We start from the raw sequence: 19,693 nt of genomic DNA on the forward strand, positions 1-19,693 counted from the left end.
CTCGTTAATCGAGTTGGCGAACGGCGCCCTTATCGGCGGATGTCGCCATCTTGGCGTACACCTTGAGAGCCTTCGACACTTCGCGGACACGATTCGGTGTCCACGGGTGTTCGGAGGCTTCCATTGCTTCACGGCGCTTTTCCAAGACTGCCTCGTCAACGTCGAGGGTGAGCTCGCGCCGCGAGACCGAAATCGAGATGGTATCACCGTTTTCGATCAGTCCGATGAGCCCACCGTGGGCAGCCTCAGGCGAAATATGCCCGATAGACAGGCCTGACGTGCCGCCGGAGAAGCGACCGTCGGTGATCAGCGCACACTTGGTGCCCAGTCCAGCGCCCTTCAGGAATGACGTTGGGTGGAGCATCTCCTGCATACCAGGACCACCCGCAGGGCCTTCGTAACGAATGACGACGACTTCACCCTCGAGCACTTCGTGGGCGAGAATCATCGATACTGCCTGTTCCTGCGAATCCACGACTCGCGCTGGCCCCGAGAACTCCCAGAGGCCCTCTTCGACGCCCGCAGTCTTGAGGATTGCGCCGTCCGGGGCAAGGTTGCCACGCAGGACGACCAATCCGCCATCGGAAGTAAACGGGTGATCGACATCGTGGATCACACCGCGAACCGCATCGGTATCCAGACTCGGCCAGCGCGCGGATTGCGAGCACGCGTGCGTGGTTCGTGTACCGCCAGGTGCGGCGTGGAACAGTTCGATGGCTTCGTCGCACGCTCCGGTGCCGCGGATGTCCCATTCGTTGAGCCACTCGTCGAGGGAGGCGTAGACGATTGAGTGGACGTCTTCGTGCAACAGGCCACCGCGGTGGAGTTCGCCCAGGATAGCGGGGATACCCCCGGCGCGGTGCACGTCTTCAACGTGGGCAGTGCCGTTGGGTGCGACTTTAGAGAGGCATGGGATGCGGTGGGAGAGGTCGTCGATATCTGTGAGTGAGAAGTCGACTTCACCTTCCTGCGCGGCGGCCAGGATGTGCAGGATCGTGTTGGTCGACCCGCCCATGGCCATGTCGAGGGACATCGCGTTGCGGAACGCGTGCACGGTTGCGATCTCGCGCGGGAGCACGGAGGTGTCGCCGTTTCCGTAGTAGCGGTTGCACAGGTCAACGATGGTAGCGCCGGCTTTCTCGAAGAGTTCACGCCGTGCGGTGTGCGTCGCCAGGGTGGTGCCGTTGCCAGGCAGCGAAAGCCCGAGGGCTTCGGTGAGGCAGTTCATGGAGTTTGCGGTGAACATGCCGGAGCATGATCCGCAGGTGGGGCAAGCGCCTTCGACGATGGCGTCGAGTTCGCTGTCGGAGACGGCCTCGTTCGCGGAGAGTGCGATGGCGTCAACAAGGTCGGAGGCTGGCTTTTCGACGCCACCAACGTTGATCGGCTTACCCGACTCCATTGGGCCGCCGGAGACAAAGACCGTCGGGATGTTCAGGCGCAGGGATGCGTTGAGCATGCCCGGTGTGATTTTATCGCAGTTGGAAATGCACACCATGGCGTCGACGGTGTGGGCGTTGACCATGTACTCCACTGAATCCGCGATGATTTCACGACTGGGCAGGGAGTAGAGCATGCCGGAATGCCCCATGGCGATGCCGTCGTCGACGGCGATAGTGTTGAATTCCTTTGGCACACCCCTGGCGGCACGTACGGCTTCCGCCACGATTTCTCCGACCTCTTTGAGGTGCACGTGGCCCGGCACGAACTGCGTATATGAGTTGACAATGGCCACGATCGGCTTGCCGAACTCATTTTCTTCCGTACCGGTTGCTCGCCATAGCGCGCGGGCGCCTGCAGCTTGCCGGCCAATGGTGGTGACTCGTGAGCGAAGAGGGATCACGGCTTACTCCTTTGTTCGTGGCGCGGGCTCGGGCCGCGGCCCGAGCAGATCGGGGTGTGCCTTGACATATTCGTCGTAGGCTTCTCGCGACATTAGTACTTTATTGCCGTCTTTGTTGATGATTTCGTATTTTCCGTCGGCGGCTTCTTGCGCTTGTGTAATCACGTCCGTGATACGGCCGCGGGATGCCTCGGCGAGTTCCGGCAGCATATTAAAGGTCACACCAGGCATTGCGTATGATTTTCCGTCCTGGGTTGTGGCCTTCGCCCGAGCCCCCTGAAATGCAATCCCCGACAAATCTGACCACGCGATGGTGACGTTCGGTTTCACTACGTACCGCAGTGCGATGCCCTGTTCGCTGATTGTGGTTGAGGCAGTGAAAATCCAGAGCAGCCACGCGAGCGGAATGAGCAGCAGCCAACCCAGAATGAGCGGGGCCCAGGAAATACCGATCAGTGCGATGCCTGTCATCAGGACAAGCGCGATGACGTGTTGTTTGCTGGGGCGAAAAGTGGTGGACGAGTCAGTCATGCACGTTATGCTAGCCAATCCTCTTACTGCTGCGGGAGTTGCTCCTTATCGACGTCCGCTTCGCCCGTAACCGTTTCCTCCGTCACCGTTGGCGTCGCCGTTGGTGTGGCGTGCTCGTGCGTGGTGGTTTCCGACGTCCATTCAGATGATTCGCTTGTAGTGGTTGTGGTTGTAGGTGTGGCCGATTCGGTGGTCTCGGTGAACATCGGTTCGGTGGTGCTGGTGTCGAGCACGGGGCTTTCCTCATGGGGCGCCGGGGTAGGTGTGCTCGAGGTTATCGTCGGACGGGCAGGCGGCGCCCAGACACCGGAGTTTGCGTTACTTTCCTCCGCAGGCTGCAGCATGAGACCACGAACAATGAGCAAAACGGCGAACCCTGCAAGGAGAAAAGCCGTGGAGAGCCGCATGATGCCACGGAATACGCGTGTTGGCTCCGGCATATCTTCATCAGCGTCGTTTGAATCGTCGATGGCGGCCGGATCCGGGATCGGAGTGGCTGCGGGCAGTGCTTGCGGCTGTGTGGAAGCGGCGGGTATCCGCTCGGTGGTCGGTTGAGCGTTGAAGTGCTTCGTCGGCTGCTCCAGACTTTGCACGAGCGCGCCCTCGAATGTGGTCGCAGCGCCGTACTCGTTCCAGAATTCGTCGAGGATTGCCATGCGAATCGCGCGCTCGACCATCCACTGCATGAGTGGTTGGGTCCGAACCATCACGCGCATATCAATGGTCCATGAGCTTCCGACTGTGGCCGGGGCATTGACCGCTATTGCAGGCTGTACCACGACGTCGTCGATGGTGGCGTCGGCAATGTCGGGTTGGGCAAGCGCCCGCTGCACCGCGGTTTGGGTTCTTTGCAGCGCGTCTTCCGCAGACGTTGACCCCAGGAGGGGAACTGGAATGACGACGACCGCGCTTGACCAGTAGTTGGATTGGTTGATGCAGATTCTTGCTGTCGAATTCGGGATAGAGATAGTCGATTGCTCAATGGTGCGGATCTGGGTAGCACGCATGGTGATCTGGATGACATCGCCGGAAACATCGATGCCGTTGCCCTGGAACGCGACATAGTCGCCGACGCCGAACTGCTTTTCAGTGAGGATGAAAAACCCCGCAAGGAAATCCGCGATGATGTTCTGCGCACCAAAACCGATTGCTGCTGAAACGACCGTTGCGGGGATTGCGGCACCCGCGAGCGAGAATCCGAGTTGTTGGAGCGCGAAGACGAAAATCAAGAAGTAGGCAATCATCTGGGCGATGTAGACGCCTACGCCCACGATGGCTAAGCGACTTTTCGCCTCATCGGTTTCGCCGGACTCCTTGACTTGCCGCTCAGCGTGACGGTTCAAGAAACGTCCAGCTCGCGGTACTAAAAATGCGAGTGTGAGCAGGAGCGCGAGATTGATTCCTGTCTCAGCGAACCAGCGCCAAATCTGTTCGGCAATGTATGACAACGGCATAATTTTTGAATAATAATCCGAATCCCTCACATTTCGCTGTGGAATGTGTATGATTCAACTCATGATCATTTCGCGCGTACTAGTCATTCTTATTCCGCCCGGCGCTTGCCGTAGCGGACTGCTTGCCTAGACAGTCGCGAACTCAAGCGCCCTCGACAGCCACACGGCTTGGTCGGGGGCTTTTGTTTTAGATCTGATTCGATGGTTGTTGTTAAAGAAACACTAAGGAGCTCGACATCGTGGTTGCTTCACACAAGCCCCCGACGAATGCATCGACGCAGCCTGGTGATGAGCGCACCGCGCCGCTCATCACCGGAGCCGACGCTGTCGTTCGCAGTCTTGAGGAGCTAGGTACCGAGATTGTCTTTGGCCTCCCCGGTGGCGCGGTGCTTCCTCTCTACGACGCACTCTTCGCAGCTGAGAAGCTGCGACATGTGCTGGTTCGCCATGAGCAAGGTGCAGGCCACGCCGCAGAAGGGTACGCGGTTGCTTCCGGAAAGGTAGGCGTGTGCATCGCCACTTCCGGGCCGGGGGCCACAAACCTTGTCACGCCGATCGGTGACGCATACCTGGACTCAGTTCCGATTGTCGCCATCACAGGGCAGGTAGGTTCGTCGATGATTGGAACGGATGCGTTCCAGGAGGCGGATATTCGTGGCATCACCATGCCTATTACGAAACACAACATCATGGTCACGGACGTCAATGAGATTCCGAGCGTGCTTGCAACTGCGTTCCACATCGCGTCCAGTGGCCGCCCGGGGCCGGTGCTCGTGGACATCCCGAAGGATATCCAGGCGCAGCTCATGGAGTTCTCATGGCCGCCGAAACTGTTGGAAACCGGATACGTTCCGGCCGATGAGCCTCTCAACGAGCAGGTGGTGAAGGCTGCGGAGAGGATCTCGCAAGCGAAACGACCGGTGCTGTATATCGGTGGTGGCGTCGTTAAGTCGGCGGCGAATAAGGAACTGCTTGAGCTTGTGGAAGCGACGGGCATCCCGGTGGTGACCACATTGATGGCGCTGGGTGCCTTCCCGCAGGACCATCCATGCTACATGGGTATGCCGGGTATGCACGGCACTGTGCCAGCTGTGGGTGCGTTGCAAGAAGCCGACCTCTTGATTGCGATCGGTACACGCTTCGACGATCGCGTGACCGGCGATGTTGATACCTTCGCACCACATGCGGACACGATCCATGCGGATATCGATCCTGCTGAGATCGGGAAGATCCGTCCGGTTGATGTGCCAATCGTTGGTGATGCGAAGAAGGTGCTTGCCCACCTGACGGCGGCGTTTACTGGCTCGCCGAATGTTCCTGCTCCAAAAATGGATGCCTGGTTGGAACGGCTCCAGAATCTCCAGGAGCGGTTCCCGCGTGGCTACGATAAGCAGGACGACGGGAAGCTTTCCCCGCAGTTCGTGATTGAGACGTTGTCGAAGACCGTCGGTAAGGACGCCATTTACGTGTCAGGCGTTGGTCAGCATCAGATGTGGTCCGCACAGTTCCTAGACTTCGATAAGCCTCGTCATTGGCTGAGCTCTGGTGGCGCGGGAACCATGGGCTACGCGGTGCCTGCAGCAGTGGGCGCGAAGGCCGCGATGCCGGACAAGGAAGTCTGGGCCGTTGATGGCGATGGCTGTTTCCAGATGACAAATCAGGAAATTACCACCGCAGCGATGGAAGGGCTGCCGATCAAGGTTTGCCTGATTAACAACGGCAACCTTGGGATGGTCCGTCAGTGGCAAACGCTGTTTTATGAAGGTAACTACTCGCACACCAAGCTCGGCGGGGAAGATGCCTACGTCCCTGACTTCGTGAAGCTTTCTGAGTCGCTCGGAGCGCAAGCTATTCGCGTTACGAAGGAAGAGGACGTCGTCCCCGCGATTGAGTGGGCGCGTGGCATCAACGATCGGCCTGTTGTCGTCGAGTTCATCGTCGGCGAGGACGCGCAGGTGTGGCCGATGGTCGCCGCGGGTGCATCGAACTCGGACATGCAGTACGCACTCGGGATGCGGCCATTCTTCGACATGGAGGAATCGGCGGCCGAGACCCCAGAGGCAATTCATGAAGTGTTGACGACACTCGAAGATGAGACAGAGGGAGCGAACTAAGATGGCACCAGTGCAAACAATTACCCGGCACAGGTTGTCGGTGCTTGTGCAAGATGTCGATGGCATCATCACGCGCGTATCCGCTCTGTTTACGCGCCGTGGCTACAACATGGTCTCACTTGTGTCTGCGAGCACAGAGACGGAAGGTATCAACCGCCTGACCATTGTCGTTGACGCCACTGAGCATTCGGTTGGGCAGATTCAGAAGCAGCTCAACAAGCTCGTCCAAGTGGTGAAAGTCCAGAGGCTTGACGACGACGCCACGGTCGCCCGATCGATGATGCTGGTCAAGGTGAGCGCAGACAACGGCAACAGGCCCCAGGTCGTGGATGCCGCCAATATTTTCCGCGCTCGCGTCGTCGACGTCTCACCCGAATCCCTCGTGATTGAGGCGACGGGTACGCCGGCGAAGCTCCGGGCACTGCTCGACGTGCTTGAGCCGTTCGGAATTCGCGAACTGGCGAGTTCCGGTGACGTCGCGCTTTCACGCGGCGCCGAAACAATGGCATCGCAATCCTAAGTGCGACGCCACCAACTCCGATATATTTCTCCATACCCATACAGAAAGGTGAGCCGACCAATGGCTATTGAAGTGTTTTACCACCAGGATGCAGACCTGTCCATCATCCAGGGAAAGAAGGTTGCAGTAATCGGCTACGGATCGCAAGGTCACGCGCACGCGCAGAACCTGCGTGAGTCCGGCGTCGAGGTTGTCATCGGCCTGCGTGAAGGCTCGAAGAGCGCAGAGAAGGCGAAGGAAGCCGGGTTCGAGGTTAAGAGCAACGCTGACGCTACCGCATGGGCGGACGTCATCATGCTGCTGGCTCCGGATACCTCCCAGGCGGAGATCTTCCGCAACGATATTGAGCCAAACCTGAAGGCTGGCAACGCGCTGTTCTTCGGCCACGGCCTGAACATCCACTTTGATCTGATTCAGCCGGCAGATGACATCATCGTCGGCATGGTTGCGCCGAAGGGACCAGGGCACCTGGTTCGTCGCACCTTTATTGAAGGCAAGGGCGTCCCCTGCCTGATCGCCGTCGATCAGGATCCTGAGGGCAACGGTCGCGACCTGGCGCTCTCGTACGCTGCTGCAATCGGCGGTGCACGCGCCGGTGTCATCCCAACGACCTTCGAGGCGGAGACCGTCACCGACCTGTTCGGCGAGCAGGCGGTGCTGTGCGGTGGTCTGGAGGACCTCATCATGACTGGGTTCGACGTGCTGGTTGAGGCTGGCTACGAGCCAGAAATGGCGTACTTCGAGTGCTTGCATGAGATGAAGCTGATCGTGGACCTGATCTACGAAGGTGGAATCGCGAACATGAATTACTCCATCTCTGACACCGCTGAATTTGGCGGCTACCTGTCAGGGCCACGCCTCATCGACGAGAGCGTCAAGGAGCGCATGCGCGACGTGTTGCGTGATATCCAGGACGGCACCTTTACCAAGCGCCTTGTTGAAAACGTGAAGCACGGCAACAAGGAGCTGGAGGATCTGCGTGCCAAGGCCTCCTCGCACCCAATCGAGAAGACTGGTGCGGAGCTGCGCTCGATGATGAGCTGGGTACAGAACCCACTCAACGAGACCGCTTAAGATCCCGTAGATGAAAAAACTGGGAGGGACCTGCAGAAGGTTCCTCCCAGTTTTTCGGTTCTGGGTTATTGCGCCGGTGTTGCCTCGGACTCAGGCGATTCACTGATGATGTCGTTGAGATTTACTGTCGTAGTGATTTCTTCCTGCGCCGTCGGCTCTGCGCCCTCCGAGCTTGGCGGAGTTGCAGGCTCAACCGTTTCCGTGGTGTCTTCGGTCATCGTGGTGGTGACGTCAACGGTTTCGGTCGCCGTAACACTCGGGGTGGTGTTGTTGAATTCTTCTTCAGTCTGGCCACCTTCGAACAGCGACCAGAGCAGCCAGGCGAGAATGAGGAAAACAACGATACCGAGGAGCCATTTCCACCAGCTACCGTTGCTTGGTGTTGGCTCGGATGGGGCAGGGAGGTGGCGTCGCTCCTCCGGAATCTCGAGTGGGGGATTGTTCGGGGTTTCGTGCGGTTGCTGAGTCACGTGATTCCTTTCTTTTTCGTCAAGGCTAGCAAATAATGTTTTGGTTGCTTCCGATGCTGTCCGCTTGGCCGATATTCAAACGTGAACTAGAATCACGGCATGTTGCATAGCCACGAACACGCCCACGCCCACGATCACGACCATGATCATGTAGGCGATGCGCCGTTACACGCCCTGCTGATTGCGTTGGGAGTTACCAGTGTAGTTTTCTTCGCGGAGCTCATTGGAGGCTGGCTTACCGGCTCGATGGCGCTGATGGCAGACGCTATGCACATGCTGTCGGACGCAGCGGGACTGATCATCGCGGTGATCGCTGTGGTGATAGGTAAGCGTGCTGCTTCTGTCAATGCCACCTACGGTTACCGTCGTGTTGAAGTGCTTGCGGCTGCGGTAAACGCGCTGACGGTGCTGCTTATTTCTATCTGGATCGTGGTGCAAGCAATTCGGCGTATCTCCACGCCTACTGAAATCGACACGGGCCCGATGATGGTTATCGCCGTGATAGGCCTTGTGGCGAACGCAATTTCAGCTTGGGTGCTGCATAGTCAGCGAGAAAACTCCGTCAACGTCGAGGGGGCGTTTTTACACGTGTTGGTGGATATGCTTGGTTCGGTGGCGGTGCTCGTTGCTGGTGCGGTAATTGCGTTGACGGGCAGCCAGCTGCCGGATGTTATTGCTTCCTTCCTCATTGCGGCGTTGGTGTTGCCGCGCGCGTGGTCGCTGCTACGCCACTCACTGCAGGTGCTGCTGGAGCAGGTCCCTCCTGGGTTCGATGTGGAGAGTGTCGAACCAGCACTGCGTGCTATCGATGGCGTGGTGGATATCCACGATTTGCACTTGTGGTCGCTTGATGGGGTGTCCGTCCTAGCGACTGTCCATGTGGTGAAGCACCCTGGGCAGAAAGCATCACGCATACTTGACAGTGCACAAAAAGTGCTGCGTGAGCTGGGTATTGAGCATTCCACGATCCAGGTTGAACTGCCCGAGCATCGCGGCCACGAGAATGTTTGTTAATTCTGTTCTAAAGTATGACTTATGGGTTTTACTACACCAAGCTATTCACTCAAGGACCTCTTCGCGCGAGCTGAGCGTGGAGAGCTTCAGCTTCCCGATTTTCAGCGCGAATACATCTGGGACGTCGACCGCATTCGTACCCTGGTCACCTCGGTCTTGCGCGGCTATCCAATCGGTTCGTTCCTCGCATTGGACACCCGTGGTACGCCGATGCGCTTCCGTCCACGCCCGCTCGAAGGACTTGAGCTCAGCGTCAGGGAACCACACCCAGGGTTGTTGCTTCTCGACGGCCAGCAGCGCCTGACATCGCTGTACCACGCCTTTAAGGGCGACGGCATTGTCCCGACAGTAGACTTCCTCGGTCGCCGCATTCACCGTCGGTTCTTTGTGGATGTGCGTACTGCTGTTTCTGCCGACCCAATGCCGGTAGAGGCGGTCTTCGCTGTCGACGAAGAAGGCCAAATTCGTTCGCACTTCGGCCCAGATATTCCGGAAGGTATTCGGAGCCGTGAAGACATGCTGAAGCACGGGGTCGTGCCTGTGTCGCTGCTGCTCTGGAAAGAGGGCAATGATTTGCTGCTCGACATGGCAGCCGATGCCGAAGACCACGAAATGCGCGCAGCAGTCAAGCAGTTCCTGAACGAAGTTATGCGCTGGATGCCGGCTTACGACGTTCCAGTGATCCGCATTGACCGGGAAACCTCGCAGATCGGCGTTGGGCAAATTTTTGCACACGCGAACTCCGCTGGTGTTCAGATGGACGTCTTCGAGCTGTTGACGGCCATGTTCGCCACGCAGGATCCAGATTTCCTGCTTGCTGAGCATTGGCGGGGCGTCGAAAAGCAGTTGCGCGAGTACCCAGCCTTGGATGACATCGGGCGCATCGAGTTCCTCCGTGCAATGTCGCTCCTGTTGACCAGCCGTCATGGGCATGCAGTCGGTCACCGCGGCGATATTCTGAACCTCTCGCTCAACGACTATCGCCAGCATGCGCAGGAAATGGCGGATGCGTTCAAGGCAGCGGCCGAGTTTATGGCTGAGCGCTGCATCTTGAGCGTGGACCAGGTTCCGTACACCTCCCAGATCGTTCCACTGGCTACTATCTTGGCGCGTCTGGCGGAGCACCCACAGTGGGACCACAGCCAGGAGTCGAAGGACCGTCTCAACCGCTGGTACTGGTCGGGTGTCTTCGGCGAGCTCTACGGCGCGCACGCCCCGACTATCCGTGCGGGTCTTGACGTTACCGAGGTCACCCCGTGGGTGTTGCAGGAGACCGACGCGACGCCGCGTACGGTGTCGGACGCGACGTTTGCGGAATCTCGTCTGCTTACCGCGACAGAGGAAAGCGGTGTCTACCGTGGTTTGTACGCATTGTTGATGGCGCGTGGTGCCCTCGACTGGAGGACGGGGAAGCCGTTCAACCGTGAGACGTTCGCGGAGCTTCAGCCATACTTCAACACCGTGTTCCCGCCTGCGTTCTGTGACGATATCGGCGCCGACCCAGTTGTGGCGCAGTCAGTACTGAACCGCACGCCGATGGGCAAGCGCACGGACGTGCTTATTGAGGATAATCAGCCGAAGCGCTACATTCCGCGACTGCAGTCGAAGTCGCTGATGGATGACGACGAGTTTGATGAAGTCCTCGAAGGCCACGAGATGACGCCGATCTACCTGCTGAATTCGCAGTGGACGGAGTTCTTGGCAGACCGTCGTGAGCGCTTCGTTGGCATCGTTGAGTATGCACTGGATAAAGCAGTGATCCGCGATATCGATGGCAAACTAGAGTCTGAGGTTGACTTCTCCGAAGAACTCGAGTCTGAAGCAGAGCCTGTCCCAGTTTCCGAGGAACCTGAGGTTGAAGAGCCCGAGGTAGAGCAGGAAGAGCCGGAAGGCGAAGAGGATTAACTACGGACGAGTAAAGCAGCGTTGCCTCGCAGTATTGTGCGCGGCGACGCTGCTTGCTGCTTGCTCGCCAGAGCAACAACTGGGGCCGCTGGGGGAGGCCCGGAAGGTGAATCAATCGCGCCACGTGTCCGCGATGTTTGAGCAGCATCCGGTGGTGTTAGCGGATCGCACTGGCATTGCATCGCTGCAGCATTTCTTCCGTGCTTCGGAAACACTGGTGGTGTCGGACACGTCGGTGGAAGCGCAGCTGCGAGCCGCCTCGATTGCTGTTGTGGCACACGCCCCGATGCTGGTCTACGACCCAGATCGTCATAATGAGATCCTGCAGGAAACCGAGCGCTTGCACACTTACACGGTGCTCACGGTCGGAGACGTGCCGCTGGCGCAAACCACTGGACGGATGCGTGTGTACCGCGACCCGGGTGGGCGGGGTGCTTTGGGGCCGATGACATCGCTCATGTTTGAGGAACGGTTGATTTCTTCGCCAGGGTCTGCTGCGCGGGAGGTGGCGAAGTTGCGCTCGCGCGAGCCTACATGGCTGCGTGCAGCGTGGGCAGACCCCGTGGTCATGAAGGGGGCCCAGGCAAAACCGTTCCCGATTCTCTCGCGGAGGGATGCTGATATGGCACCGCTCGTTGTGGCGACGTCGAATACTTCGATTGCGGCGATTGCGAATGCTCGCAGTTTCGGGGCCAAGGTCGTTGTTGTGGATGAGCCGGACCCGAGGGCATCCTTTGATACGCTGTTCGCCCTTGCTGGGCTTGCGAATGGTCCGCTCGTCGCACTTGGCACGGATTTCGGGACTAGCGACGAGTTATCGCGCAGGATTTCCCAAGCGGAAGAAAAGTATGAAGCTAACCGCAGGACAACCCGTAGTTGACCGATTAAGGTGTTCGGGGTACCCACACTATTTGATTCTCAGGAGACCCCATTCTTATGTCGAAACCTGTTGTCCTCATCGCCGATAAACTCTCCCAGTCAACCGTTGACGCACTTGGCGAGGCGGTGGAAGTCCAATGGGTAGATGGCCCAAACCGTGAGGCGCTGCTAGCGGCAGTCCCCTCCGCGGACGCGCTCCTTGTCCGCTCTGCAACGACGGTTGATCGTGAGGTGATCGAAGCAGGTACAAACCTCAAGATCATCGGCCGCGCTGGCGTCGGTCTTGACAACGTTGATATTCCGGCGGCGACCGAGCACGGCGTGATGGTTGCGAACGCCCCAACCTCGAATATTCACTCAGCCTGTGAGCATGCAATCGCACTGTTACTTTCTACCGCCCGCCAGATTCCAGCAGCTGATGCCACGTTGCGTAATGGTGAGTGGAAGCGCTCAGCGTTTAAGGGCACCGAGATCTTCGGCAAGACCGTTGGCATTGTCGGCTTCGGCCACATTGGCCAGCTGTTCGCACACCGTCTGTCTGCGTTCGAAACCACCATCGTCGCATACGATCCTTACGCGAACCCTGCGCGAGCAGCGCAGATGGGTGTCGAGCTCGTAGAGCTTGAGGAGTTGATGGCTCGTGCAGATTTTGTGACGATCCACTTGCCGAAGACGAAAGAAACCGCAGGCATGTTCAATGCGGAGCTGCTTTCGAAGTCGAAGCCGGGGCAAATCATTGTCAATGCGGCACGCGGCGGGCTCGTGGATGAGCAGGCGCTTGCCGACGCCATCAAGTCGGGCCACATCCGTGGTGCTGGTTTTGACGTATATGCAACCGAACCTTGCACGGATTCGCCGTTGTTCGAGCTTGAGGAGGTTGTCGTAACGCCGCACTTGGGTGCGTCTACCGCGGAAGCGCAGGACCGCGCGGGCACTGATGTTGCGGATTCTGTGTTGAAGGCACTTGCCGGCGAGTTCGTCGCCGATGCAGTCAACGTTGCTGGTGGCAATGCCGGCGAGGAGGTCGCTCGGTGGCTCGAGTTGGCGCGCAAGCTTGGCTTGCTGGCTGGCAAGCTGCTGGAGGAAGCGCCTGTTTCGTTAAAGATCACGGCACGTGGCGAGCTGTCTACGGAGGACGTCAGCCTGCTAGGGCTGTCCGCAGTGCGAGGATTGTTCTCCGGGATCGTGGATGAGCAGGTGACGTTCGTGAACGCTCCTGCTATCGCTGAGGCTCGCGGGTTGAGCTACACGGTAGAGACAGAAACTGAGGCGCTGACGCACCGTAGCGCTCTCGAGGTGCAGGCCATCGGTGCTGAGGGGCAGACTGCTACTGTGACCGGCGCGCTGACCAGCTTGGAGGGCGTCGAGAAGATTGTCCGCATCAATGGCCGCGGTGTCGACATGCGTGCGGAAGGCCGCAACCTGTTCTTCCGCTACACCGACGTGCCTGGTGCGCTGGGTAAGGTCGGCTCGCAGCTCGGCGCACACGACATCAACATTGATGCAGCGGCACTGACCCGCACCACGAAGGGTGATGGCGCGGTGCTGATTCTCCGTGTAGATAAGGAAGTCCCAGAGCAGCTCGAAGAGCAGATTGCGCAGTCTATCGACGCCACTTCGATCCAGCTCGATTTGGATTCCTAAAGGAGGTTCCGTCACGGGCGGACAGTGTTACACTAAGCGCACTGTCCGTCTGGTGAGAAAGGAATCCCAAAAATGAAGGTTGCTGTTATTGGCGGGGACGGCATCGGCCCCGAAGTGATGGCAGAGGGGCTCAAAGTCCTGAATGCTGTCCGCTCTGACGTCGAGACCACAGAGTTTGATCTTGGTGCGCGTCGATACTTGCGCAACGGCGAGCTGCTTACCGACGGCGACCTCGAGGCGTTGTGTGAACACGACGCGATTCTGCTTGGTGCAATCGGGGATCCTCGTAAAGTTCCCGCCGGGGTGCTCGAACGTGGGCTGCTGTTGCCACTGCGCTTCAAGCTGGATCACTACGTCAACCTGCGCCCGTCGCGCCTGTATCAGAGCGTGACCTCGCCGCTCGCACAGCCGGGCGATATTGATTTCGTTGTTGTTCGTGAGGGGACCGAAGGCCTCTACGCCGGTAATGGCGGGACTCTGCGTGCGGGCACCGAGCACGAGGTTGCATCCGAGGTCTCCCAAAACACCTACTACGGCGTTGCACGTGTCGTGCGGTATGCATTCGAACTCGCACAGCAGCGCCGCAAGAAGCTCACACTGGTGCACAAAACGAACGTCCTGGTCAATGCGGGCGGTTTGTGGCAGCGAGTCTTCGACGAGGTCGCTCAGGAGTTTCCGGACGTCACCACGAATTACCACCACATCGACGCGGCGACTATTTACATGGTCAGCGACCCGGCGCAGTACGACGTCATCGTGACGGATAACCTGTTCGGCGACATCCTTACTGACCTGGCGGGGGCGGTTGCAGGCGGTGTTGGCCTCGCATCTTCCGGCAACATTAACGCGGCAAAAGTCACGCCATCGATGTTTGAGCCTGTCCATGGTTCCGCGCCGGATATTGCGGGCAAAGGGATCGCAGATCCGTGCGCGATGATTCTTTCCGTCGCGATGATGCTGCGCTTCCTCGGGGATGAGGGGAACGCCGAGAAGATTGAAGTGGCCGTTGAGAAGGAAGTAGCAAGCCGCGATGGCGCACCTATTGTGACAATGGAGGTCGGCGACCGGATTGCCGCCGCGCTGAAGTAACCACGTAGGGTTGAGGCCAGATTCAAACAGAACCTCCGTGTAGGAAAGGCGGGAGACATTGAAGACGGCTTCAACCCGGCATCGTGTAAGTAGTGTCCTGGCTGCCCTCGGCGTCGCAATCGCGAGCTTGAGCGCGTGCTCATCCGGTGATGCCAGAAACGGGGCTCAGGACGCACAAGCCTTAGAGATGTCCGGTGCGGAGGTTGTGCAGGACCCCGACGGCACGGGTGTGGAAGTTTCCAAGCGGTTGTATCCCGCTTCGGAGGCTGTCGTCGTCGCCGACAAAGCCAGAGAGTCGCAGCTGATAGGCGCTGCAATTGCGCTGGAACGTGGCGTCCCACTGTTGGTGCGTTGGCCGGGCGCGGAAGAGGCTGTTGACGCGGAAATTGAACGCCTCGGGGCTACAGAGATCATCACACCATCGCGGTCTGCGGGCGTGGAGCCGCTAGAAGTCGGAAGCCCAGAGCGCGATATTGCTGCGGTTGCGGCCTCGCAGCTGCAGCAACCTGCAGCCCTCACGCTTCCGCCGATCTTGGTGACGGAGGAGACATCGCTCGGCGCGGCGGTGTCTGCGCGGGCGGCGGGTGCGAACCTCGAGGTTTTGCAGTTTCCGGATCCGCGAGTGAGTTCGGACTCGATGCGCACGGTCCTCGAGCAAGATACGATCGCGCTTGGGCGTCAGTGGGGCAGCACCGATGCCTACCGGGAAAAGATCACGCTTGCGACGCACGGTGAACTTCCCGGTGGCGGTGGTCTGGTCTTCCCAGGTCGCCGTATGATCGCGCTGTACGGGCACCCATCGGGTCCAGCCCTCGGCGTCATGGGCGAGCAGCCGCCAGCGGAGGCGGCGCAGCTTGCAAAGGAGTACGCGCAGAAGTATCAACCGTTGGACGGCGAACCGGTCATTCCGGCATTCGAGATCATTGTCACGGTGGCTTCTCAATCGCCAGGCGTGGATGGGGATTACTCCAACGAGACGGCGATTGAAGACCTCGTACCGTACATTGACGCGATTACAGAGGCCGGTGGATACGCGGTGCTCGACCTTCAGCCCGGCCAAGGGGATTTCCTCCACCAAGCTCGACTCTATGAGGAACTCCTGCTTCGGCCCAATGTGGGGTTAGCCCTTGATGCAGAGTGGAAGTTGAACCCCGGCGAGCAGCCGCTGTCCCGAATCGGCTCGGCAACCTCTGGGGAGATTAACGCGGTCGCCGACTGGCTCGCGAACATGGTCCGGGAACATAAACTGCCCCAGAAGTTGCTGATTCTGCATCAATTCCGTCTGGACATGTACCCGGACCGAGAGAACATCCGCACCGATCAGCCAGAACTGGCTTGGGTGCTTCATGCGGATGGGCACGGCGTACCTGAGCAGAAGTTCGAGACGTGGAACGTACTGCGTCAAGGGCTGAGCCCTGATTTCTTTATGGCTTGGAAGAACTTTATCGACGAAGACACGCCAACCTTCAGCCCTGAGCAGACATATACCGACGTACAGCCAAGGCCGTGGTTCGTCAGCTACCAATGACGTGGCGTGCGGCCGTCGGGGTTGTATGCTCGTCCCTATGCGTTTTGGACGAATTGCTACACCCGAAGGCATGACCTTCGCTGTTATTGATGAAGCTGCAACGACCGCGCGTGCGATTGCAGGCACGCCGTTTACCGATCCCGAGTTCACCGGGAAAGAGTGGAAGCTTGAAGATGTGCGGCTGCTTGCGCCGACGCTGCCGTCGAAAATCGTGGCAGTCGGCCGTAACTACGCAGACCACGTGAAGGAAGTCTTCCAGCAAACGGCGGATGATCTGCCGCCAACTATCTTCATCAAGCCGCCGACAGCCGTTGTTGGACCGGGCGCGCCGATCCGTATCCCTGAGTTTGCCACCCGCGTCGAGTTCGAGGGAGAGCTCGCTCTTGTGATTGGTGTGCCGTGCAAGAATGTGAAGGCGGATCAGTGGAAATCGGTGGTGCGGGGCGTCACCATCATGAATGATGTCAGTTCTCGCGATTTGCAGTTCTCGGATGGACAGTGGGCGCGGGCGAAAGGCATGGATACCTTTGCTCCTCTCGGTCCATGGATTGAGACTGATCTTGAGCGCTTCGACTTTGACTCGCTGGCTATCAAGGCGCACCTCACGCACGACGGGGAAACCGCGACGAAGCAGGATTCCAACTCAAACCAGATGATTAAGTCGATTGGCGAGATTGTGGAGTGGGTCAGTGAGTCGTTCACGTTGTTGCCGGGCGACGTTATCTCTACCGGATCGCCTGCGGGAACCGCTGAAATGGTGCCAGGCGACGTCATCGAAGTCGAGATCCCCGGCATCGGCTCGTTGGCTAACCCGGTTGCTCGCGCCTAGCCTGGGCTAGAGGCCGAGCGCGCGCATGATCGTGCGCAGCTTGGCCGTAGTCTCGTCGAGCTCCTCCTGAGGGATAGAGCTCGCAACGAGGCCACCACCGGCCCACGCCCGTGCTTGAGTTCCGGTGGCGTTGACTTCGGCACAGCGGATCGCGACCATGTACTCGCCGTCGCCGTTGCTGTCGGTGTAGCCGACAGTGCCCGCGTAGAACCCGCGGTCGGTCTCTGCGGTGGTGATGAGCGCCCCCGCCGCAGCGGGTGGTGTTCCGCATACAGCGGGGGTCGGGTAGAGGCGAAGCGCTAGGTCGAGTGCGGTTGGCGCCGGATCCTTCAGCACCCCGCGAATTGGAGTGGCGAGGTGCCACATCTCTGACGTCTTATCCAGCCGGGGCCCATCCGGGATCTCGAGCTGCGAGCACAATGGCGTCAAGATTTCGCGGATGTGCTCGACCACGTATGCGTGCTCGTCGCGGTCCTTGGCAGAGTTGTAGAGAGCCTGGCCATTCGCCTCATCTGCTGCTGGATCGTGCGGAACGCGAGCGGCCGAGCCTGCTAAGGGATACGAACTTACGATGTTGCCTTTGCGCCGTACCAGGACTTCAGGCGACGAGCCGACGAAGAAGTGCCCGACGCGCCCACTTGGTGTGAGGTCCGCGATGAACCCATCACGGGTGTAGGAAAGGTCGATGAGTCTCGCAGCGACGAGACGAGGGTCGACGGGAGGATCAAACTCGATGTCAACTGCGCGGGCGAGGACCACCTTGTCCAGCATGGAACTCTGGATTGTGGAGACCGCCGCTTCAACTCTTCGAAGGTGCTCTTCCGGGGTGGGGTCGACGTCGATAAGCGACGCGTGGAGCTGCGCACCAGGGCCGACCCGGTAATACGGGTGAGGCTCAAGGGTGCCAGGTTCACGCACAATGGATTCCGGAACTGTCAGCGCCGCAGGCGTATCTTTGTCGAAGGGGAGCGCACCAACCACCATTTCGACGTCGCCGGACTCGAGGGCGTCGATAGCTTTCCATGCATCTGAAAACGTTTGATGAGCACCTTGGGTGCGCACCGACCCGGTGCTTCGGGAAAGCAAGAAGTCAGGTGCGGTGGAAGGGCGGGCTGAACACATGTGGTCCTATTTTACTAGGTGCAGCCGCGAGGTCCGTATTAAGGCCTGCCATATGCGACTTGATGGTGCAAGGGCGCTACGATTAGGCGCATGAATAAACCAGCAACGATGCGAGTCCGATTTTGTCCGTCCCCAACAGGTACACCACATGTAGGCATGGTGCGTACGGCCCTGTTCAACTGGGCGCAGGCACGGCACAGTGGCGGCACGTTGATCTTCCGGATCGAAGATACCGACGCAGCCCGCGACACCGAGGAGTCCTACCAGGCGATCATTGACTCCTTGAAGTGGTTGGGCCTGAGCTGGGATGAGGGTGTCCTTGTCGGTGGCCCGCATGAGCCGTACCGTCAGTCGCAGCGCATGGATATCTACAAAGAGATCCTGGACAAGCTGATCGAGGCTGGCGAGGTCTACCCGGCCTACTCCACGAACGAAGAGGTGCAGGAGCGTCACAGGGCCGCAGGGCGTGACCCACAGCTTGGCTACGACAACTTTGACCGCGACCTGACCGACGAACAGATTGCTGCGTTCGAAGCTGAGGGGCGCAAGCCCGTGTGGCGTCTGCGTATGCCGGACAAAGACTGGACCTGGAACGACCTGGTGCGTGGTGAGGTGACCTTTAAGTCGCAGACACAGCCGGACTACGTGGTTGCTCGCTCGAACGGCGCGCCGCTGTACACGTTGGTCAACCCGGTTGATGATGCTCTGATGCAGGTGACGCACGTCCTGCGTGGCGAGGACTTGCTATCCTCCACACCACGCCAGCTTGCTCTCTACGAGGCTCTTCAGCGCATTGGTGTCACCGACTTCACGCCAGAGTTCGCACACCTGCCGTTCGTGATGGGACAGGGCAACAAGAAGCTTTCCAAGCGCGACCCGGAGTCGAACCTGTTCAACCACCGCGACAATGGCATCATCCCTGAGGGCATGATTAATTACCTCGCACTGCTGGGCTGGTCATTGTCCTCCGATGAAGACATCTTTAGTGTTGATCAGCTTGTCGAGGCGTTTGATGTTTCTGATGTGCTTGGTAACCCCGCACGCTTCGACCAGAAGAAGTTGGAAGCGATTAACGCTGACCACATCCGCTTGCTCGAACCGAAAGACTTTGAACAGCGTCTGCGCGACTATCTGACCGAGTTCACAGACTTCCCAGCTGACTACCCGGCCGACAAGTTCGCGCTCGCAGCGGAGCTCGTCCAGACCCGCATCAAGGTGCTGTCGGATGCGTATGGACTGCTGAAATTCCTTGTTACTCCGGACGCGGATCTTGTACTCAACGAGAAAGCGGCGAAGAAGAACCTCAAGGACACTGCTGTCGAGCCTCTCGACGCCGGCATCGCAGCACTCGACGCCGTCGCTGAAGAAGACTGGACCACTGAGTCTATTGAGAAGGCTCTGCACACCGCACTGATCGAAGAGCTGGAGTTGAAGCCACGCGTCGCTTTTGGCGCACTCCGTGTCGGCATTTCCGGCGAGCAAGTATCCCCACCGCTTTTCGAGTCGATGGAGCTGCTGGGGAAGGAGTCCACGATGGCGCGCTTGCGTGCAGCGCGTGAAGTGACCCCGTACACCGCGCCTGAGGCTTAAAGCACAGTCGAATAGGAAGAGGTATCGCATAGTTTGCGATACCTCTTTTTCTGCCCTGACCTGGCGATTTGTGCCGTATTGGGCTTT

General features: G+C 59.0%; 16 protein-coding genes. 11 read left to right on the forward strand and 5 right to left on the reverse strand.

Annotated features, from left to right (window positions below):
* Positions 1 to 4: 4 nt before the first annotated feature.
* The 3 genes from ilvD to BJP08_RS05605 are packed head-to-tail and all read right to left on the reverse strand — an operon-like array spanning position 5 to position 3,828.
* Complete coding sequence (gene ilvD, locus BJP08_RS05595) at positions 5 to 1,843, reverse strand: dihydroxy-acid dehydratase (protein ID WP_071568683.1); 1,839 nt, start codon at positions 1,841 to 1,843, stop codon at positions 5 to 7.
* 3 nt (positions 1,844 to 1,846) lie between these two features.
* Positions 1,847 to 2,374 carry a PH domain-containing protein gene (locus BJP08_RS05600; protein WP_071568684.1) on the reverse strand — a complete coding sequence of 176 codons (528 nt, stop codon included), beginning with the start codon at positions 2,372 to 2,374 and terminating at the stop codon, positions 1,847 to 1,849.
* 23 nt (positions 2,375 to 2,397) lie between these two features.
* A complete protein-coding gene (locus BJP08_RS05605; protein ID WP_071568685.1) occupies positions 2,398 to 3,828 on the reverse strand; it encodes a mechanosensitive ion channel family protein in 1,431 nt (476 codons plus the stop codon).
* A 239-nt stretch (positions 3,829 to 4,067) separates the two neighbouring features.
* Here BJP08_RS05605 and BJP08_RS05610 point away from each other — a divergent pair, with 239 nt between their 5' ends.
* The 3 genes from BJP08_RS05610 to ilvC are packed head-to-tail and all read left to right on the forward strand — an operon-like array spanning position 4,068 to position 7,536.
* Positions 4,068 to 5,942: an acetolactate synthase large subunit gene (locus BJP08_RS05610; RefSeq protein WP_071568686.1), complete on the forward strand. Its 1,875-nt coding sequence runs from the start codon at positions 4,068 to 4,070 to the stop codon at positions 5,940 to 5,942.
* A gap of 1 nt (position 5,943) precedes the next feature.
* The gene (ilvN, locus tag BJP08_RS05615) at positions 5,944 to 6,462 is read left to right on the forward strand and encodes an acetolactate synthase small subunit (RefSeq protein WP_071568687.1); all 519 of its coding nucleotides are present in this window, start codon (positions 5,944 to 5,946) and stop codon (positions 6,460 to 6,462) included.
* A 60-nt stretch (positions 6,463 to 6,522) separates the two neighbouring features.
* Entirely contained in the window at positions 6,523 to 7,536 is a 1,014-nt protein-coding gene (gene ilvC / locus BJP08_RS05620) for a ketol-acid reductoisomerase (RefSeq protein WP_071568688.1), read from the forward strand.
* A gap of 65 nt (positions 7,537 to 7,601) precedes the next feature.
* On the opposite strand, the gene BJP08_RS05625 is transcribed toward ilvC, so the two are convergent.
* On the reverse strand, positions 7,602 to 8,006 hold the full coding sequence (locus tag BJP08_RS05625; protein WP_071568689.1) for a hypothetical protein: 405 nt from the start codon (positions 8,004 to 8,006) through the stop codon (positions 7,602 to 7,604).
* 99 nt (positions 8,007 to 8,105) lie between these two features.
* Between BJP08_RS05625 and BJP08_RS05630 the strand changes: the two genes are divergently transcribed.
* The 7 genes from BJP08_RS05630 to BJP08_RS05660 all read left to right on the forward strand — a co-directional run bounded on the left by BJP08_RS05630 (position 8,106) and on the right by BJP08_RS05660 (position 16,894).
* Positions 8,106 to 9,020: a cation diffusion facilitator family transporter gene (locus tag BJP08_RS05630; protein ID WP_071568690.1), complete on the forward strand. Its 915-nt coding sequence runs from the start codon at positions 8,106 to 8,108 to the stop codon at positions 9,018 to 9,020.
* Between the two features lie 21 nt (positions 9,021 to 9,041).
* A complete protein-coding gene (locus BJP08_RS05635; protein WP_071568691.1) occupies positions 9,042 to 10,925 on the forward strand; it encodes a DUF262 domain-containing protein in 1,884 nt (627 codons plus the stop codon).
* Between the two features lie 106 nt (positions 10,926 to 11,031).
* The gene (locus tag BJP08_RS05640; protein ID WP_255364773.1) at positions 11,032 to 11,805 is read left to right on the forward strand and encodes a hypothetical protein; all 774 of its coding nucleotides are present in this window, start codon (positions 11,032 to 11,034) and stop codon (positions 11,803 to 11,805) included.
* A gap of 56 nt (positions 11,806 to 11,861) precedes the next feature.
* Complete coding sequence (serA, locus tag BJP08_RS05645; protein WP_071568693.1) at positions 11,862 to 13,448, forward strand: phosphoglycerate dehydrogenase; 1,587 nt, start codon at positions 11,862 to 11,864, stop codon at positions 13,446 to 13,448.
* 72 nt (positions 13,449 to 13,520) lie between these two features.
* Positions 13,521 to 14,537, forward strand: a complete 1,017-nt coding sequence (locus tag BJP08_RS05650; RefSeq protein WP_071568694.1) for a 3-isopropylmalate dehydrogenase — start codon at positions 13,521 to 13,523, stop codon at positions 14,535 to 14,537.
* A gap of 58 nt (positions 14,538 to 14,595) precedes the next feature.
* Positions 14,596 to 16,065, forward strand: a complete 1,470-nt coding sequence (locus BJP08_RS05655; RefSeq protein ID WP_369816403.1) for a cell wall-binding repeat-containing protein — start codon at positions 14,596 to 14,598, stop codon at positions 16,063 to 16,065.
* A 37-nt stretch (positions 16,066 to 16,102) separates the two neighbouring features.
* Complete coding sequence (locus BJP08_RS05660; RefSeq protein ID WP_071568760.1) at positions 16,103 to 16,894, forward strand: fumarylacetoacetate hydrolase family protein; 792 nt, start codon at positions 16,103 to 16,105, stop codon at positions 16,892 to 16,894.
* Between the two features lie 6 nt (positions 16,895 to 16,900).
* Here BJP08_RS05660 and BJP08_RS05665 read toward each other — a convergent pair whose 3' ends face one another.
* Positions 16,901 to 18,016 carry an isochorismate synthase MenF gene (locus tag BJP08_RS05665; protein ID WP_071568695.1) on the reverse strand — a complete coding sequence of 372 codons (1,116 nt, stop codon included), beginning with the start codon at positions 18,014 to 18,016 and terminating at the stop codon, positions 16,901 to 16,903.
* A gap of 90 nt (positions 18,017 to 18,106) precedes the next feature.
* On the opposite strand from BJP08_RS05665, the gene gltX reads away from it, so the two are divergent.
* A complete protein-coding gene (gene gltX / locus BJP08_RS05670) occupies positions 18,107 to 19,606 on the forward strand; it encodes a glutamate--tRNA ligase (RefSeq protein WP_071568696.1) in 1,500 nt (499 codons plus the stop codon).
* Positions 19,607 to 19,693 lie beyond the last annotated feature (87 nt).

It is taken from the genome of Corynebacterium sp. NML140438, from assembly GCF_001875725.1.
In the GTDB taxonomy this organism is placed as follows: domain Bacteria; phylum Actinomycetota; class Actinomycetes; order Mycobacteriales; family Mycobacteriaceae; genus Corynebacterium.

Excerpts from the sequence above, each read along its gene's own strand:
- BJP08_RS05600 (WP_071568684.1), bottom strand. The coding sequence starts at position 2,374 with ATGACTGACTCGTCCACCACTTTTCGCCCCAGCAAACAACACGTCATC.
- BJP08_RS05605 (WP_071568685.1), bottom strand. The coding sequence starts at position 3,828 with ATGCCGTTGTCATACATTGCCGAACAGATTTGGCGCTGGTTCGCTGAG.
- ilvN (WP_071568687.1), top strand. The coding sequence starts at position 5,944 with ATGGCACCAGTGCAAACAATTACCCGGCACAGGTTGTCGGTGCTTGTG.
- ilvC (WP_071568688.1), top strand. The coding sequence starts at position 6,523 with ATGGCTATTGAAGTGTTTTACCACCAGGATGCAGACCTGTCCATCATC.
- BJP08_RS05630 (WP_071568690.1), top strand. The coding sequence starts at position 8,106 with ATGTTGCATAGCCACGAACACGCCCACGCCCACGATCACGACCATGAT.
- BJP08_RS05635 (WP_071568691.1), top strand. The coding sequence starts at position 9,042 with ATGGGTTTTACTACACCAAGCTATTCACTCAAGGACCTCTTCGCGCGA.
- serA (WP_071568693.1), top strand. The coding sequence starts at position 11,862 with ATGTCGAAACCTGTTGTCCTCATCGCCGATAAACTCTCCCAGTCAACC.
- BJP08_RS05650 (WP_071568694.1), top strand. The coding sequence starts at position 13,521 with ATGAAGGTTGCTGTTATTGGCGGGGACGGCATCGGCCCCGAAGTGATG.
- BJP08_RS05660 (WP_071568760.1), top strand. The coding sequence starts at position 16,103 with ATGCGTTTTGGACGAATTGCTACACCCGAAGGCATGACCTTCGCTGTT.
- BJP08_RS05665 (WP_071568695.1), bottom strand. The coding sequence starts at position 18,016 with ATGTGTTCAGCCCGCCCTTCCACCGCACCTGACTTCTTGCTTTCCCGA.
- gltX (WP_071568696.1), top strand. The coding sequence starts at position 18,107 with ATGAATAAACCAGCAACGATGCGAGTCCGATTTTGTCCGTCCCCAACA.